Here is a 15027-nt window from a genome sequence, read left to right on the forward strand (position 1 = left end):
GTCACCTCTATTTTTTACCAGACAAAAACTTGCCTTGGCGCTTAGTTGGTGTTTCTGGAGCATTTTGTACTTCTTTGACAGCTTTATAAATTGAGTAGCCACTTGTCAGCTCAAAATCGCGTCCTATCTGCTTTTCTTGCATTTTTGATGGAACAACTTTTTTGAAATCGGCATAAGCTGTCAAAAAATTTTCACGTTCAACTTTTGTCTCGTAATAGGCTTCAACTTGATTAAAAAACGAGAGTACGACTGTCATTTCAGCTGTACTCCATGTCAAATCAAGTGGATATGAATAGTTTTCTTTCATTCTAAAAATTATTTAACCTTCGTTTACAGCATTTTCCATTTCGGCACGACGATAACCGCGCGGTAAAAATGCACGAATTTCGTCTTCGTTAAAGCCGATTTGCAGGCGCTTATCATCAGTGATAATCGGTCTGCGCAGTAAATTTGGAAATTCTGTCACTAAATCAATCAATTCATTGATTGTGAGATTATCAACATCAACAGCCAATTTTTGAAAGACTTTTGAGCGTGTTGAGATGATGTCTTCCGTGCCATTTTCTGTTTTTGTCAATATGTTTCGCAAATCTTGCGTTGTCATCGGTTGTGTTAAAATATTGTGTTCCACGTAGGGAACTTTATGGCTCTGAAGCCATGCACGCGCTTTCCGACAGCTGGTGCATGATGGGGATAAATATAAATCAATCACTTGTAGTTCCTACTCCTATCACTTTTTCAGTAAAAAATTTTTTGACAAAACTGTCAAACTTTTTCATTACTTGGTTTATTATACCAAAATTGACGACGCAAAAAAAGGGCAGATAATCATTTTTGACAAACTGATAAAAAAATTTAGTCATTCATTCATTTCTTCTGCAATTTCTTGTAACCTTTCGAAATTTAAAAAATCAAGTTCATATTCTTCAGTTTTTCTCATTTTATCAATCAAAAATCTTAATTTTGTCTCATTTTCTTCATCATAAAAAAGATAAGCTCCCTCAGAATTTTCTAATAAAAATTCATTGTATTGACGAAACTGTCCAGGATTTTCGTAAGCAGGATAAGCATATTTGACAAAATCAACATTTTTAAATTCTGCTAATTTTGCTTGATTTGCCTCATTCCAATTTTCTCCATGCGTTTCAAAATCAAATAAGGTCGCAATCTGAAAATCATAGTCAGCTTGCAATTCTTTGGCAACTTGCAACGTCCAATATTCAAAGCCCAGCGCACCAGTAAAAATCAGCCATTTCAGACCATTGTCCAAATAATATTCCAACGTTTTTTTGACTGCTTTTTTGATAATTGTGATTTTAATATCTTTCTCATCAAAAATTCCCAAATCAAAACTACTGTAACCCGTTATTAAAAGCGTGTTCATAAATACTATATCCTCGTAAAATTTATGCTATAATCTATTATATAACTTATTCACATAAAAAGGTAATTCCCATGATTAAATATCCAAAAGGCTTAGCACGCCCAGCAAGTGGGCAAAATAAATCCAGTCCAGCACTACATTTTACGCCTGTAAGTTCAAAAAATGAACAAAACATTTTTGACAGAACTGTCAAAAAAAATTTAAGTCTCAACACTGTCGAATTTGGCAAACGAGGCATGAATTTTGAAGCGGAAATCAATGCTACCAATGATTATTACCTCGCGCACGGACTTGCAGTTATTCACAAAAAACCGACACCGATACAGATTGTCAAAGTTGATTATCCCAAACGGAGTCGAGCAAAAATCACTGAAGCTTATTTCCGACAGGCATCAACAACCGATTATTCTGGCGTTTGGCAGGGACATTACATTGACTTTGAAGCCAAGGAAACGCAGCAAAAGACAGCTTTTCCTCTTAAAAATTTCCATGAGCATCAAATCACACATATGGAAAATATCCTCAAACAGCAAGGAATAGCGTTTGTTCTCCTTCATTTTGCAACAATTAACGAAACCTATTTACTTCCGTCGATAAATTTGATAGAATTTTATCATCAAAAACATGGACTAAAATCCATTCCTATGAGCTACATTCATGAGCACGCACTGCTCATCAACACGAACCAAATCCCAAGAATTCCCTATTTGGACATCGTAAAAAAACTCTGTGAGGTACACTAAGATTTCTAAGAAAACTAAAAAATCCCAATATGGACACTCTAAACCTAAGAGACATCCCTGGGTAACCACACTAAAAATATTCCTTATTCTTGCTTTTTCCGCTATTATTTTAGGAATTGTCGCTGCTGGTGCTGTGTTTGCTTATTATGCAAAAGATGCGCCAGAACTCGAACTCAGCAAACTTGCCTCTCGCCCTTCAACCAAATATTATGATTCCGAAGGAAATGTCATCGCCACAATGGGAAGTGAGCAACGCAATCTCGTCCAAACAAATAATATCCCTGTCATGCTGGTAAACGCTGTTACTTCCATAGAAGACCATCGCTTTTTCAGCACTCGTGGTGTTGACCCAATCCGTATCGCTGGCGCCTTTCTTCATAATGCTTCTGGTGGTTCGATAAATGGTGGCTCCACTTTGGATATGCAGCTCATCAAACTCTCATTTTTCTCAACAAAAACAAGTGACCAAAATATGCGTGTCAAAGTCCAAGAAGCCTGGATGGCACTTGAACTCGACCAAAAATGGACAAAAGAGCAGATTTTTACTGCTTATGTCAATAAAGTCAACATGGCAAACGGTTATTATGGAATGGGAACAGCTGCCGAAGCTTATTATGGCAAGTCACTTCCTGACTTATCCATTGCTCAGCTCGCTCTCCTTGCTGGAATGCCACAAGCACCAACCACTTACAATCCATATACCAATCCCAAAGCCGCTACTTGGCGCAGAAATCTCGTCATTGATGCTATGTACAAATACGGAAAAATCACAGCAGCACAAGAGAAATCAGCGATTGCGACTCCTGTCACTGATGGACTTCAACCACTTAAACAAAGTGTTACAATTCCAGCGCAAGATGATAATTTCCTCAAACAAGCCGTCGCACAAGCCGACCAAATTACCGGTGAAAATTCTGCAAATGCTGGTTTAAAAGTTTATACAACTTTGGACAGTCAAGCGCAACAAAATCTGTACAATATCGTCAATACCACAAACTACGTACCATTTACCGACAATGATTTACAAGTCGCATCAACACTTATCAATGTCCAAACGGGTGCAGTCGTTGCTCAAATTGGTGGACGCAATCAACCAGCAGATGTTACATTTGGCTACAATCAAGCCGTGCAAACTGACCGTGACTGGGGTTCTGCGATGAAACCACTCGTTGATTATGGTCCAGCTTTTGAAAATGGTATTTATACTTCAACAGCTAATACGATTGCTGATACTGGCCCTTATTATTATCCGGGAACAAGCACGCAACTTAACGACTGGGACAATCAATACATGGGAATACTAACTGTGAAAAATGCACTTGACCTCTCACGTAATATTCCAGCAGTTAAAACTTTAGTTGCTGTTGGTCTTGATAATTCCTCAACCTTCTTGAAACACGTTGGAATTGACCTTTCACCACTTCAATGGGCAAATGCTATTTCCAGTAATACACCAAATCAAGGTAAAAACGGAGATGAATATGGTGCAAGTTCTGAAAAAATGGCTGCTGCTTATGCTGCATTTTCAAATGGCGGTGTCTATACAAAGCCCTACTACATCACAAAAATCGTTTACCCTGATGGTAAAGAAGTCAATTACAAACCAGAACGTTCCCAAGCAATGAAAGCCACAACTGCTTATGTTATCACAGATATGCTCAAAGGTGTTCTGACCTTGCCACTTTCTCAATCTGTCGGCTCAAATGCAAATGTTCCAGGATTGCCAATCGCTGGTAAGACAGGAACATCAAACTACACTGACAGTGAAATCACTCAAATTGAGCAAGAACACACTAATCTCACTGGTATGGTTTCACCTGATGAAAACTTTGTGGGCTACACACCACAGTATTCAATGGCTGTTTGGACGGGCTATAAAAATCGTATGACACCTATTTATGGTGCAAATACGGATATTGCCACAGACGTTTTCCGTTCGATGATGACACAACTTTATCCTGACCCAAGCTCTATTGCCGACTGGAATGTTCCTACTGGAATTACTCAAAGTGGCACTAATGTTTCCGTCACTAACTAAAATAAATAATGAAAATCGAAAAAATTATCAATGAAATTGCTCAGGAGAATACTTATCTTCTGAGTAATTCTTCTTCTTGTCTCGTGATTGACCCCGGGAATGATAGCGACGGCTTGCTTTCCCACTTGAAAATACTCAATCTTTCTTTGGCAGCAATCTTATTGACTCATGCACATTTTGACCACATTTGGGGCTTGCCAGCACTGGTTGAGCAATTTCCTGATGTTCCTATTTTTCTTCATGAAGCTGAAAAAGATTTCCCACAAAATGCTACACTCAATGCTTCTATGACTTTACTTCATCAGCCCATTATTGTGCCTTTAGCCAATCATTTTTATCAGATTGGTAAAGATTATACTTTAGCTGATTTCAAATTCTCTGTGCGCTATACGCCGGGACATTCTATTGGCGGAGTAAGTCTTGTTTTCCCCGAGGAAAAAGTGGTATTTTCTGGTGATAGCTTATTTCGCAATACTATTGGACGTTGGGATTTACCAACTGGAAATCATGAACAGCTTTTAAATTCTATTCGCACAGAAATTTTTAGTCTGCCTGATGATTATCAAATCCTGCCCGGACACGGTTCTGTCACTACAATCCATCAGGAAAAACACTATAATCCATTTTTATAACCAAAATTTACAATTTAAAATCCGTCTATCACTTCTGATAAACGGATTTATTTTTTGATAAAACTGTCAAAAAATTTTTTACTCATTTTATTTTTGACAGACTACAAACTCACATTTACAATATGAGTTCAGCCTGTCCGAGAAGGTTGGCTCTGAAGCCTAACTTTTTGACAGAACTGTCAAAAAGTTTTTTATAGTTGCAGTGTTTGACCAGGCTGAATAGTGTGTGTCAATTCAATCCCATTGATAGCTGCAAGTTGTTCTGCACTCATTCCATGTGCCTGAGCAATCGAATAAATACTATCACCCGCTTGAACTGTATAAGATTGACTAAAACTTGTCGTCGTTTCAGAACTTGCCGCGCTAGGTACAGAAATTTTTTCGCCAATATGAATACTATTCGCATTAGAGAGCTGGTTCATGCTCAACAAATTAGAGACCGTTGTCCCAAATTTTTGAGCGATAGCTGACAAACTATCTCCAGATTGCACAACATAAATATCGCCAGATGAGACACTACTTCTTGTCTGTGAAGTTGCTGAAACACCTGATGAAACTGTCAACACTTGCCCTTCACGAATAGCATTTGCATTTGCCAAGCCATTTGCTGAAACAAGTGCTTCCACCGTTGTCCCATAATTTGCCGCAATCGCCGACAAACTATCGCCTGCTTTAACAGTATAAGTGGCACCCGATGCAGAACTCGTACTTGTAGAAATAGCAGAGCTTGTCCCACCATTATCATAAGCAGTCAAGCCGTATTCCGAAATTAAAGCATTGAGTTTTGAAGCATAAGCAGGGTCAGTTGCATAACGTCCTTGAAGCCAAGCTGTCGCATCAAGATAAGAATAAGTATTTTCCCGCCAAGCACCTGAATACAAGCTCGAGCCACGTAAAATCTGCGCTTGCGCTAAACAAGCTTCATAAAGTGAAGAATACGACTGAAAAGGCTGCATCACATCTTGCATGACGCCGTCAATATATTCTTGAGTTGGCAGATAAACTGGACTTCCTGAGTAGTATTTTACACCAAAAATATTATTATAAGTGTTTGCCAAACTACTTTGTCCATGACTACTTTCTAAAATTCCTTGAGCAATCATTACAGATGGATAAAGTCCATATTCATTGGCTACTGGTGTTGCTGCATTGGCAATATCTTGCACAGATAGAGCGTGCGCACGAATCCCTCCAACAGCTGAAAAAGCAACAATAGATGCTCCAAGAGCTAATTTGTATTTACGTTTCATTTATTCTCCAAATCCATGTATTTCACTGCCCTTTACAGTGAATCATCATCCCAAAATAAAATCTACTTAAGTTTAGTATAACTATTTTTATATCTTTTGTAAAGCGATTTCTTTCATTTCTTTCATTTTTTTAATTTAATATACAATTTGCTATAAAAATTTTTTATAACCAATATAAAACAACTAAAGCACAATTTAACTTTTACTGTTCTATAATGATTACATAGACAAAAATAATGAGGTAATATAAATGGCTAAAATTTATGACAATATCGTTGATTTAATCGGAAATACGCCTATCGTGAAGCTCCATAATACACCTGAAGATGCCGCTGACGTTTATGTAAAACTCGAAGCATTCAACCCTGGTGGCTCTGTCAAAGACCGTATCGCACTTTCAATGATTCGCGCTGCCGAAGCTGACGGACGCTTGAAAGCTGGAGGCACGATTGTTGAACCCACTTCTGGAAATACAGGAATTGGTCTTTCATTTGTCGGCTCTGCTTTGGGCTACAAAGTCGTTATCGTCATGCCTGAGAGCTTTTCGATTGAACGTCGCAAATTGATTCAAGCTTATGGTGCTGAACTTGTATTGACTCCTGCTGCTGGCGGTATCAATGCAGCGATTGCCAAAGCCAAAGAACTCGCTGAGGAAAATGACTGGTTCTTACCTTTACAATTTGAAAATCCTGCCAATCCAAAAATCCATGAGGAAACAACGGGACAAGAAATTTTGGTTGCTTTTGGCACTGATGGCTTAGATGCTTTCATCGCTGGTGCTGGTACTGGCGGTACGATTTCTGGTGTCTCTCATGCACTGAAAAAAGCCAATCCAGCAATCAAAACATATGTTGTTGAAGCTGGCGAATCTGCTGTCCTTTCTGGTGGACAACCTGGTCCACACAAAATTCAAGGAATTTCCACTGGTTTTGTCCCTGTCAATCTTGATACAAGTTCTTACGACGAAGTTATTCCTGTGAAGTCTGATGATGCGATTGCTACAGCACGCACACTTGGCGGTAAAGAAGGCTTCTTAGTTGGTATTTCATCTGGTGCAGCAATCTGGGCAGCACTGGAAGTTGCAAAAAAACTTGGTAAAGGGAAGAAAGTTCTAGCACTCGCTCCTGATAATGGTGAGCGTTACTTATCAACTGTACTTTACGATTTTGAATGAGATATTACATATTATCACTCAAAAGAAAAGGACAACTTTCAAAGTTTTCCTTTTCTTTTTGTTCTTTATCATAGTAAAGAATCTTTGACATTATCTCAAAAATCAAGTATAACTAAATATGCAAAAAGAGGGAGAAAATTTATTTATGAAAAAACTAAAAATCACTGCCTTGTCTGGGCTATCACTTGCTGCTGTACTATTACTAGCAGCTTGTGGAAATAACTCAAGCGCAAGTAACTCAAATAAAAATATCCAGTACAGTCTAAATTCTGACTTACTGACTTTAGATTCATCACTCGCTGCCGATGTCAATTCGATTGACACTTTGCTTAATGTTGAATCTGGCTTGGTTCGCTTCGATAAAAACGCTGAAGTTGCAAATGATTTGGCACAGTCAATCGCTATTTCTAAAGATGGATTGACTTACACGGTAACTTTGCGTCCAAATCTGAAATGGTCAAATGGTGCGAAATTGACTGCTCATGATTTCGTTTATGGTTGGCAACGTACAATCAATCCAAAAACAGCTTCTGAATATGCCGCAGCTCTTTATCCTGTGAAAAATGCACAAGCAATTAACATGGGAAAAGCACCTGTCTCAAGTCTTGGTATCAAAGCAGTCAGCGACAGCAAACTGATTATTACCTTGGCGCAACCTACACCTTATTTTGAAAAGTTGATGACAGAGCAAGCTTTTTATCCATTGAATCAAAAATTCGTAGAAAAAGAAGGAAAATCTTACGGAACAACTTCTGATAAAACACTTTACGATGGCCCTTACAAATTTTCCAAAGGCTCAAAAGGTTGGACGGGCTCAAACAAAACATTTTCACTTGTGAAAAATCCTAATTTTTATGATGCAAAAGAAGTTAAAGCAGTCGGTGTGACTTATCAAGTCATCACAAATACAACGACAGCAGCACAACTTTACAAAGAAGGAAAACTAGATATTGCAATCTTAGATACACCTTCACTTGTCTCAGCAAATAAGAAAACAAAAGGTTTCAAAATCCTTCCTGCGCCACGTATTGACGAACTAGAATACAATCAATCAGGAAAAATTCCTGCTTTGACAAACTTAAAAATCCGTGAAGCACTTAATCTGGCAACCAATCGTCAAGGATTGTTAAACGCTGCTGCACCTTACTTTTCAGTAGTAAAAACAGTCACTCCAAACGGACTTGATACTGCACCAAATGGTGAAGATTTTGCAAAATATGCTGCGCAACCTTACACTTATAACGCAACAGAGGCTGCAAAACTTTTCAAAGAAGGCTTAGCCGAAGAACATTTGAAATCACTGACTTTGACCTTAGAAGGTGATAGTGATGATGCTTTCCACAAGTCTGCAGTCGATTATTTGCGCACTTCTCTTGAAAATGCTCTGCCAGATTTGACAATCAATGAGATGCTTGTGCCAAAAGCACAACGTTTGAAAGATGCACAAAATGGCAATTTCCAAATCATTCTTTCAAGTTGGGGCGCAGATTACAACGAACCTTCTGATTTCTTAGGAAATTTTGTGACAGGAAATGCGATGAATGATGGGAAATTCAGCAATTCTGCTTTTGATACTGCTTATAAGCGTGCAACGACTGTACCTGATATCACACAACCTGCAAAACTCTACGCTGATTATAAAGATGCCGAGCAAGCGATTTACGAGCAAGCAAATGTTAATCCACTGGATACCGAGGCAAAACCAATTTTGATTAGTCCAAAACTCAAAGGCGTTTCCGAAGTCAATTCAGCAATGATTTACGACTTGCGCAACGCAGAAATAAAATAATTATTAAAAAAATCTGTTGTTTAACTGACAACAGATTTTTTCTTTGAAAATATTTTTGACATAGCAAAGCCGTTGGGAGCTTGCTCCTTACGGATTGGCTAGTTTGTTTACCTAGAACTGTCAAAACACTCTTTTTGACTATTTTTATTTTTGACAGGCTACAAACTCACATTTACAATATGAGTTCAGCCTGTCCGAGAAGGTTGGCGCTGAAGCGCCTAACCCCTTCGGCAGAACTGTCAAAAACTTTTAATGACTCACTTTTTCAAGTTCTGCATAAATCTGACGAAAAATTGTCAAAAATGATTCTATTTCCGTCATTGTATTGCTTGCATCAAGACTAATTCTGACCGCACTCGTTGCTGCATCTCCATGAACATTCATTGCCACAAGCGTACTTGCTGCTGCATTTTTCTTTGAGGAACAAGCGCTCGTCGTTGAGATATAAATTTCATGTCGCTCAAAAGCGTGTACTACAACTTCACCACGCACCCCACGAATACCAAAAGTCAAAATATTCGGTGCAAAATTTTCCATCTCAGAAAACAAAATCACGCGCTCATGTTTTTTCAATTCATTAAAAATAATTTCCTTCATCTGCCGTACACGCTCAATTTTCACATCAAAATCGGTCAATGCTAAACGCAAAGCCTTCGCCGTCGCAGCAATACCTGCCAAATTCTCCGTTGTCGAACGACGATTATTTTCCTGTCCACCACCATGAAGCAAAGGGGCTAAACGCTTGCCAGATTTGATATAAACAAATCCAACACCACGCGGCCCATGAAATTTATGTGCTGAAAAAGTCGTAAAATCCACACGAGGCAACATAAAATCAGCATTAGGAATTTTATTCAGACCTTGCACCGCATCCACATGAAAGCCAATCGTCGGCTTATCCGCCAACAACTCAGCAATTTCACGCAAAGGCTGAATCGAGCCGATTTCATTATTTACCGCCATCACCGACACTAAAATTGTCTCATCGCGAATCAAGCCCGCAAGCGCCGGCACATCAACAAAGCCCTCAGCTGTGACAGGTGCAAAATCCACCTCAAATCCTTGCGTTGTCAGCCATTCCGCCGTATTTTTCACCGCAGGATGTTCGATACTTGAAACAATGATATGATTGCCATAAATCCGCTTTTCAAATGCGACACCTTTCAGTACCCAATTATCACCCTCAGTACCGCCACTTGTAAAGAAAATCTCACCTTGTCCCACACCAAGCAGCTCAGCAATTTGTCGCCGTGAAGCATCCAGCAAGCGCGTTGCCGTTGTTCCTAAATTATGCAAACTTGATGGATTTCCCATCATCTTTGTCGCCACATCTGTATAAGTCCGCAGCGCTTCAGGGTAAATAGCCGTCGTCGCCGAATTATCAAAATATATCATCTTTACTCACATTCTAAAAAATCAAACTTCATCTATTTTAACACAATTTTTTAAGTTCAGTCAGACAATTTTGCTTTTTAAACATAAAAAAGACCAACAAGTTGGTCTCATAATATTCTCACTTAAAGCTTGTCACTTGCTCAGCATCTAAACGAACAGATGGAAAACCTTCCTCAAGCCCTTTTCCGATAGAAATAATCATCACAGGCGCATAACGTTCCTTATCCATACCAAAAGCTTCAGCCAACTGATCTGCTTCAAATCCACCAATGGGGTTTGTATCGTAACCATGATGACGTGCTACCAACATAAATTGCATTGCTGCTAAACTTGCATCAACTTTAATCACATCATTCATCTGCTCAGCAGTCAAATTTTGATACATTGGCATAATTCCAGCCAACTGATGATCACGTACCTCAGCAGGCATTTTGCCCTCATCTACTGCGCGATTATAGATTTCTTCACCATATTCATAACATTTCATATCTCCAAAAATCATAACCATTGCTGAAGAACTCTCGTTTTGTCGTCCATTAAAACGCACCAATGGAAGTAATTTTTCTTTAGCTTCATCACTTTCTGCCACGACAAAGCGCCAAGGTTGCATATTCACAGAAGAAGGTGCCAGTGTCGCTTCTTTTATAAGCTCCAACATATCTTCGTGAGAAATTTTCACATTTTTATCATAAACACGAACTGATTTTCGTCCGAAAGTAATTTCTGAGAAATCATTCGTTGCTACTTGAAGTACCATCTATATCTTCTTTCTTTATTAGTAATTTTGAAAGCAAATTCGAGAGTTGCTCTGTTTCTTCATCACTTAATCCAATATTTAGCGCCGTATCAGCTTCTTGAAATTCTCTTTCACAATGAGTAATTTCCTGAACAGCTTTCTTAGAAAGTGAAACAAAAACTTCACGATTATTTTGAGAATTACGCTCACGCATCACATAACCCTTTTCCTCAAGAAGTTTCAAATGACGTGAAATAGCAGCAAAATCAATCTTTAAATTCTCTTGTAACTGATTTTGCAAACATTTTCCATTTTCTTTAAGCGACATCAACAACTCATAACGCGTCAAACTAAATCCCACTTCTTTTTCAAAACGTGAAGTCGTCTCTTGATTAACGATTTTAAGCTGATAAAATAAACGTACAAGTTTTCTTAAATCCATATCTCCTCTTTTCATTGACTTATCAATCATTGACTAGTCAATTATAAAACATCTTTTCCACTTTGTAAAGAAAAAAGAACTATTAAAATAAAAAAATACCATGGAAGCCCACGGTATCTATGTTTATTTGACATAAAGTGTCACCGACCGAGAAATGTTTTTCACTGTATTACTTCCATTTTTTCTTGTCGTCTCCACAAACTTAACTGTCGCCGTCTTATTACTATTCGTCAAAGTAACGGTATAACTAAGATGCACATAGTCCGTTCCTTGATTATTCAATGTGTTCAAGCTAGAAACAGACTTTTGATAAGCTATATTGCCAGTATTATATGTATTTTGTGCAGAGGTCAAAGCTGATTGATACTGTGAAAGAAGTTTAGCATCACTCGTTATATCTAAGTTATGTTGCTCATCTGCCGTCACATCTACATTCGCCTGATGAACCAAGGCAGTCGCTTCATTGATTTTAGTTTGGTCTGCTGTAACTTTTGCTTTCGCATTTGCCACTGCTAGCGTCTCTTTATTTTGTGTGTTACTCCATGCTAACCGCGCTTGCTCATTCGCATAATCTGCACTCTTTGCATCCGCTTGAAGCTGGACGTTAAAGTTAAAGGCAGTATCATTATAAGCATAATAAACGTCATTGCTCGAATAGGTTCTTGTTCCCGCCTTTTTACTCGTCAAATAGATAAACTGCGGAAAATGAACATCACTCGCATGACCCGAATCTGCTCCCTCTGTCGCATCATAGTGCCAGTTATATTTGGGAAGCACCACTGTCTTTTCTAGCGCTCCAGACGTGGAACTAAAATAATAATCATTGCCATTAAGAGATTGCTTGCCATACATCATCACACCACTTGTAGGGTTAAAATAATAGTTTTTTCCATTCGTATCTTTGACAAGTCCATAGGTCATAATCCCAGACTTTCGGTTAAATAAATACCAATGCCCCGCATCTTTTTGTTGCCCGTACATCATTTTTCCGCTTGAGCGATTGAATAAATACCAATTCCCATTCGCTCCCTTTTGTTGTCCGTACTCTACATCGCCATTTTTAGAAAACTGATACCAAGAACCAGAAAATTCATACTGCCCCACAAGTCGAGTCCCCCCACCTGCCGCAAAACCCACACACACATTATTCACTTTTTTAATGGAAGGAGACGCTGTCGCTGCTTGCACATTTCTACTAGCTAAGACTAGTAGCAGCCCGAGCAAGATACCTGATACGAGAATTTTCGACTTTTTATTCATTTTTTCTCCAAATTTTAAAATATTTTTCCTTATTTTATCAAGATAATCTATTTCATTGATATTCTCTCAGAGAATTAGTCAAGATACCCTTGAGTTAACAAAATTGACCCTCTATTTGTACCAAGAGGAGCTATTTTATCAAGTAGAGTTCCCAGCTGCTTATAGAATTCTGACACTGCAGGAGTAAGTCCATTAGCCATAGATTCCTTTTGCAAGCTTACTTGAAGTTTATTCACAATGGCAACTAGATATTTTTTTCTATCTATGTCTGACTTGGCTAACATTACAATTTTTCGCTCACGCTCTGAGATAGAAGATGGCAGCGCAAGCTCATAAAGATTAATGATTAAATCTTTTTCCATCTGTTTACTTGATTCTTTCTTTTTTCCGAACATTATTTTGTCTTCATCTTCTCTTTACTATCATTCTTTACATAAAAGCTCAAAATAAATAAAACTCCTACTACTATATTTAATATAAACACAAGTATATTCTGAAATCTAAACAATCCTATTATGAGAGTCAATATCCCCATAATAAATATAAATTTCTTCCATCCTTTTTCTTTAATCGTTCCAACTTTAAAGAAGGCTACCCATTCTAATACAGGAATTATAATATACTGAACAGCAGCAACTAAAGTTAAGAAAATCACATAAACAATGACCTCATGTTTGTATGAAATAAAACTTACCGTTGGATTCTTATCTTTTAAGAGCATTGAAAATGGATACAAAGTTTTTTGGTAGAAAAGGGTCAGCGAAAGAACTATATAAACTAAATTTATAATATTTCCAATCAAGATTAACATTTTTGATCTTTGCATTTTAGTATCCAAACTTGCCTCCTGAATATCTTCTTCTCAACTTACGTAAATACTTTTGTTCATCATCAGATAATTTACCTCCCTTTGTGAAGGTCATTCTAGCAAAATTTTTTTTAATATATAATCCGGCCTGCTGTACATTCCACTCTCTATTTTCAAGTTTTTCTTTGGCAGTATTCAATATCAATTCAGAATCAGCAGACTTATCGGGAGAATTGAGTAATTCTTGGATTTCGTTCATAGTCCTATTATATCTCCAATGTAAAAATTTTTTTAACTTACTATTATTTGTCATCATATGGATCATATTCCCCACTTTCATCATTACCTTCTTCAATTCCTTCTTCTGAGAATGGAATTTGTTGTAAGCCATCAAGACCGTGATTTAAACCATTATCATTTCCATAATCTGGATCATCTAAAGGAGTTTCTGGGTCTAACATCCCCCACGCAGAAACAATTCCTCCACTAAAAGCTATAAAAGGAATTACTGTTCCCCAAACTTCTGATGGATCTATATAAGAACGCCCATCAGCATAATGCAATCCATTTATATCCCAATTATCTCCCATCCAAGATTTTTGAGTCCATGAATTATTATTCCACTTCCCTGGATGATTATCTTTTGGTGATTTGGTCATTCCATTTCCTTTAGCAGTTGTATTATAAGTAATATCTTCCCAAGAATAAACCGTTTTATAGAAATTCTTATACCCTGCACTATTTGGATCAGTAAAAGTAGCTTTCCCATATCTGAAGTACGTTTCTTTCATCGCCTGAGTCCATTCACTCATTGGCTCGTCAAAATCCATTTCCGACGTAGCTGGAACAGTTTTTGAAACCTTTTTATGAGTTACATGAGTAATAATTGGAGGATTATAATAATAATAGACATTAATCACTTGATTTTGTGGACCATATAGCCCACTATAATTTTCCGCACTTACAAGGTCATAGTATCCCATTGAAACTGGGGCTTCAAACCCATATGAATTTCCTGCGTAACCCGTACTAGAGTTTGAACCCAGAAAAATACCTGTCGTACTATAATAGTTAACAATTACAGTAGTTTTAAAATGTTCATATACTACACCTATTTCTACTCTAGGAGAGTTATAAACTCCTTTAAGACTCTGTAATGCCGGATTGATTATTTTTAAATACCAATAAGTAGGATTTGGGACAACAAAAGACTGATTTTCATATCCCCTTAAAGTGTATTGATTTAGTACGATTCCCCAGTTATCTGCATCAATAACGCTAAGTTCTGCCTGCCGTCTCGTATAATGAACAGTAATAATTCGTTTGGGTATATTATATTTCCCTGTAAGTTCTGCTTGACTGGCTGAACTCAGGCT

The 15027-nt window shown here is 37.8% G+C and carries 17 protein-coding genes; 5 read left to right on the plus strand and 12 right to left on the minus strand.

Going from position 1 to position 15027, the window contains the following annotated elements; all coding sequences use genetic code 11:
• Window positions 1–7: 7 nt before the first annotated feature.
• From KJS36_RS10660 to KJS36_RS10670, 3 genes are all read right to left on the minus strand, one after another.
• The gene (locus KJS36_RS10660) at window positions 8–307 is read right to left on the minus strand and encodes a UPF0223 family protein (protein WP_213536903.1); all 300 of its coding nucleotides are present in this window, start codon (window positions 305–307) and stop codon (window positions 8–10) included.
• Window positions 308–319: 12 nt separating this feature from the next.
• Complete coding sequence (gene spx, locus KJS36_RS10665) at window positions 320–712, minus strand: transcriptional regulator Spx (protein ID WP_213536904.1); 393 nt, start codon at window positions 710–712, stop codon at window positions 320–322.
• A 147-nt stretch (window positions 713–859) separates the two neighbouring features.
• Window positions 860–1384 (minus strand): SLOG family protein, encoded by a 525-nt coding sequence (locus KJS36_RS10670; RefSeq protein WP_213536905.1) that lies wholly within the window; start codon window positions 1382–1384, stop codon window positions 860–862.
• A gap of 71 nt (window positions 1385–1455) precedes the next feature.
• Between KJS36_RS10670 and recU the strand changes: the two genes are divergently transcribed.
• From recU to KJS36_RS10685, 3 genes are read left to right on the plus strand one after another with little or no spacing between them, the layout of a single operon-like run.
• A complete protein-coding gene (gene recU / locus KJS36_RS10675; RefSeq protein WP_213536906.1) occupies window positions 1456–2127 on the plus strand; it encodes a Holliday junction resolvase RecU in 672 nt (223 codons plus the stop codon).
• Entirely contained in the window at window positions 2114–4165 is a 2052-nt protein-coding gene (locus KJS36_RS10680) for a transglycosylase domain-containing protein (RefSeq protein ID WP_213536907.1), read from the plus strand. Before recU ends, KJS36_RS10680 begins: the two co-directional genes overlap by 14 nt.
• Before the next feature lie 8 nt (window positions 4166–4173).
• Entirely contained in the window at window positions 4174–4797 is a 624-nt protein-coding gene (locus KJS36_RS10685) for an MBL fold metallo-hydrolase (RefSeq protein WP_213536908.1), read from the plus strand.
• A 191-nt stretch (window positions 4798–4988) separates the two neighbouring features.
• Here KJS36_RS10685 and KJS36_RS10690 read toward each other — a convergent pair whose 3' ends face one another.
• On the minus strand, window positions 4989–6047 hold the full coding sequence (locus KJS36_RS10690; RefSeq protein ID WP_213536909.1) for a LysM peptidoglycan-binding domain-containing protein: 1059 nt from the start codon (window positions 6045–6047) through the stop codon (window positions 4989–4991).
• A gap of 250 nt (window positions 6048–6297) precedes the next feature.
• Between KJS36_RS10690 and cysK the strand changes: the two genes are divergently transcribed.
• Window positions 6298–7221, plus strand: a complete 924-nt coding sequence (gene cysK, locus KJS36_RS10695; RefSeq protein WP_213536910.1) for a cysteine synthase A — start codon at window positions 6298–6300, stop codon at window positions 7219–7221.
• 145 nt (window positions 7222–7366) lie between these two features.
• Window positions 7367–9010 carry a peptide ABC transporter substrate-binding protein gene (locus KJS36_RS10700; RefSeq protein WP_213536911.1) on the plus strand — a complete coding sequence of 548 codons (1644 nt, stop codon included), beginning with the start codon at window positions 7367–7369 and terminating at the stop codon, window positions 9008–9010.
• Window positions 9011–9259: 249 nt separating this feature from the next.
• Here the strand turns inward: KJS36_RS10700 and KJS36_RS10705 are convergent, their stop codons facing one another.
• From KJS36_RS10705 to KJS36_RS10740, 8 genes are all read right to left on the minus strand, one after another.
• Complete coding sequence (locus KJS36_RS10705; RefSeq protein WP_213536912.1) at window positions 9260–10405, minus strand: cysteine desulfurase family protein; 1146 nt, start codon at window positions 10403–10405, stop codon at window positions 9260–9262.
• Between the two features lie 118 nt (window positions 10406–10523).
• Window positions 10524–11162 (minus strand): nitroreductase family protein, encoded by a 639-nt coding sequence (locus KJS36_RS10710; RefSeq protein ID WP_213536913.1) that lies wholly within the window; start codon window positions 11160–11162, stop codon window positions 10524–10526.
• Window positions 11137–11583 (minus strand): MarR family winged helix-turn-helix transcriptional regulator, encoded by a 447-nt coding sequence (locus tag KJS36_RS10715; RefSeq protein WP_213536914.1) that lies wholly within the window; start codon window positions 11581–11583, stop codon window positions 11137–11139. Before KJS36_RS10715 ends, KJS36_RS10710 begins: the two co-directional genes overlap by 26 nt.
• A 123-nt stretch (window positions 11584–11706) precedes the next feature.
• Window positions 11707–12843, minus strand: a complete 1137-nt coding sequence (locus KJS36_RS10720; RefSeq protein WP_213536915.1) for a hypothetical protein — start codon at window positions 12841–12843, stop codon at window positions 11707–11709.
• 74 nt (window positions 12844–12917) lie between these two features.
• Window positions 12918–13205 (minus strand): bacteriocin immunity family protein, encoded by a 288-nt coding sequence (locus KJS36_RS10725; RefSeq protein ID WP_244842949.1) that lies wholly within the window; start codon window positions 13203–13205, stop codon window positions 12918–12920.
• Between the two features lie 32 nt (window positions 13206–13237).
• Complete coding sequence (locus KJS36_RS10730) at window positions 13238–13681, minus strand: hypothetical protein (RefSeq protein WP_213536917.1); 444 nt, start codon at window positions 13679–13681, stop codon at window positions 13238–13240.
• Complete coding sequence (locus KJS36_RS10735; protein ID WP_213536918.1) at window positions 13671–13910, minus strand: bacteriocin immunity family protein; 240 nt, start codon at window positions 13908–13910, stop codon at window positions 13671–13673. Before KJS36_RS10735 ends, KJS36_RS10730 begins: the two co-directional genes overlap by 11 nt.
• A gap of 43 nt (window positions 13911–13953) precedes the next feature.
• Window positions 13954–15027: hypothetical protein (locus KJS36_RS10740; RefSeq protein WP_213536919.1), on the minus strand; the 1074-nt coding region annotated here is incomplete at its 5' end.

Origin of the sequence: Lactococcus nasutitermitis (genome assembly GCF_018403765.1) — a bacterium.
Classification (GTDB): Bacteria; Bacillota; Bacilli; order Lactobacillales; family Streptococcaceae; genus Lactococcus; species Lactococcus nasutitermitis.

What these genes read in the sequence shown, in the direction of transcription:
- KJS36_RS10660 (WP_213536903.1), bottom strand. Translation starts at nt 307, where the DNA reads ATGAAAGAAAACTATTCATATCCACTTGATTTGACATGGAGTACAGCT.
- KJS36_RS10670 (WP_213536905.1), bottom strand. Translation starts at nt 1,384, where the DNA reads ATGAACACGCTTTTAATAACGGGTTACAGTAGTTTTGATTTGGGAATT.
- recU (WP_213536906.1), top strand. Translation starts at nt 1,456, where the DNA reads ATGATTAAATATCCAAAAGGCTTAGCACGCCCAGCAAGTGGGCAAAAT.
- KJS36_RS10685 (WP_213536908.1), top strand. Translation starts at nt 4,174, where the DNA reads ATGAAAATCGAAAAAATTATCAATGAAATTGCTCAGGAGAATACTTAT.
- KJS36_RS10690 (WP_213536909.1), bottom strand. Translation starts at nt 6,047, where the DNA reads ATGAAACGTAAATACAAATTAGCTCTTGGAGCATCTATTGTTGCTTTT.
- cysK (WP_213536910.1), top strand. Translation starts at nt 6,298, where the DNA reads ATGGCTAAAATTTATGACAATATCGTTGATTTAATCGGAAATACGCCT.
- KJS36_RS10700 (WP_213536911.1), top strand. Translation starts at nt 7,367, where the DNA reads ATGAAAAAACTAAAAATCACTGCCTTGTCTGGGCTATCACTTGCTGCT.
- KJS36_RS10705 (WP_213536912.1), bottom strand. Translation starts at nt 10,405, where the DNA reads ATGATATATTTTGATAATTCGGCGACGACGGCTATTTACCCTGAAGCG.
- KJS36_RS10710 (WP_213536913.1), bottom strand. Translation starts at nt 11,162, where the DNA reads ATGGTACTTCAAGTAGCAACGAATGATTTCTCAGAAATTACTTTCGGA.
- KJS36_RS10715 (WP_213536914.1), bottom strand. Translation starts at nt 11,583, where the DNA reads ATGGATTTAAGAAAACTTGTACGTTTATTTTATCAGCTTAAAATCGTT.
- KJS36_RS10720 (WP_213536915.1), bottom strand. Translation starts at nt 12,843, where the DNA reads ATGAATAAAAAGTCGAAAATTCTCGTATCAGGTATCTTGCTCGGGCTG.
- KJS36_RS10725 (WP_244842949.1), bottom strand. Translation starts at nt 13,205, where the DNA reads ATGGAAAAAGATTTAATCATTAATCTTTATGAGCTTGCGCTGCCATCT.
- KJS36_RS10735 (WP_213536918.1), bottom strand. Translation starts at nt 13,910, where the DNA reads ATGAACGAAATCCAAGAATTACTCAATTCTCCCGATAAGTCTGCTGAT.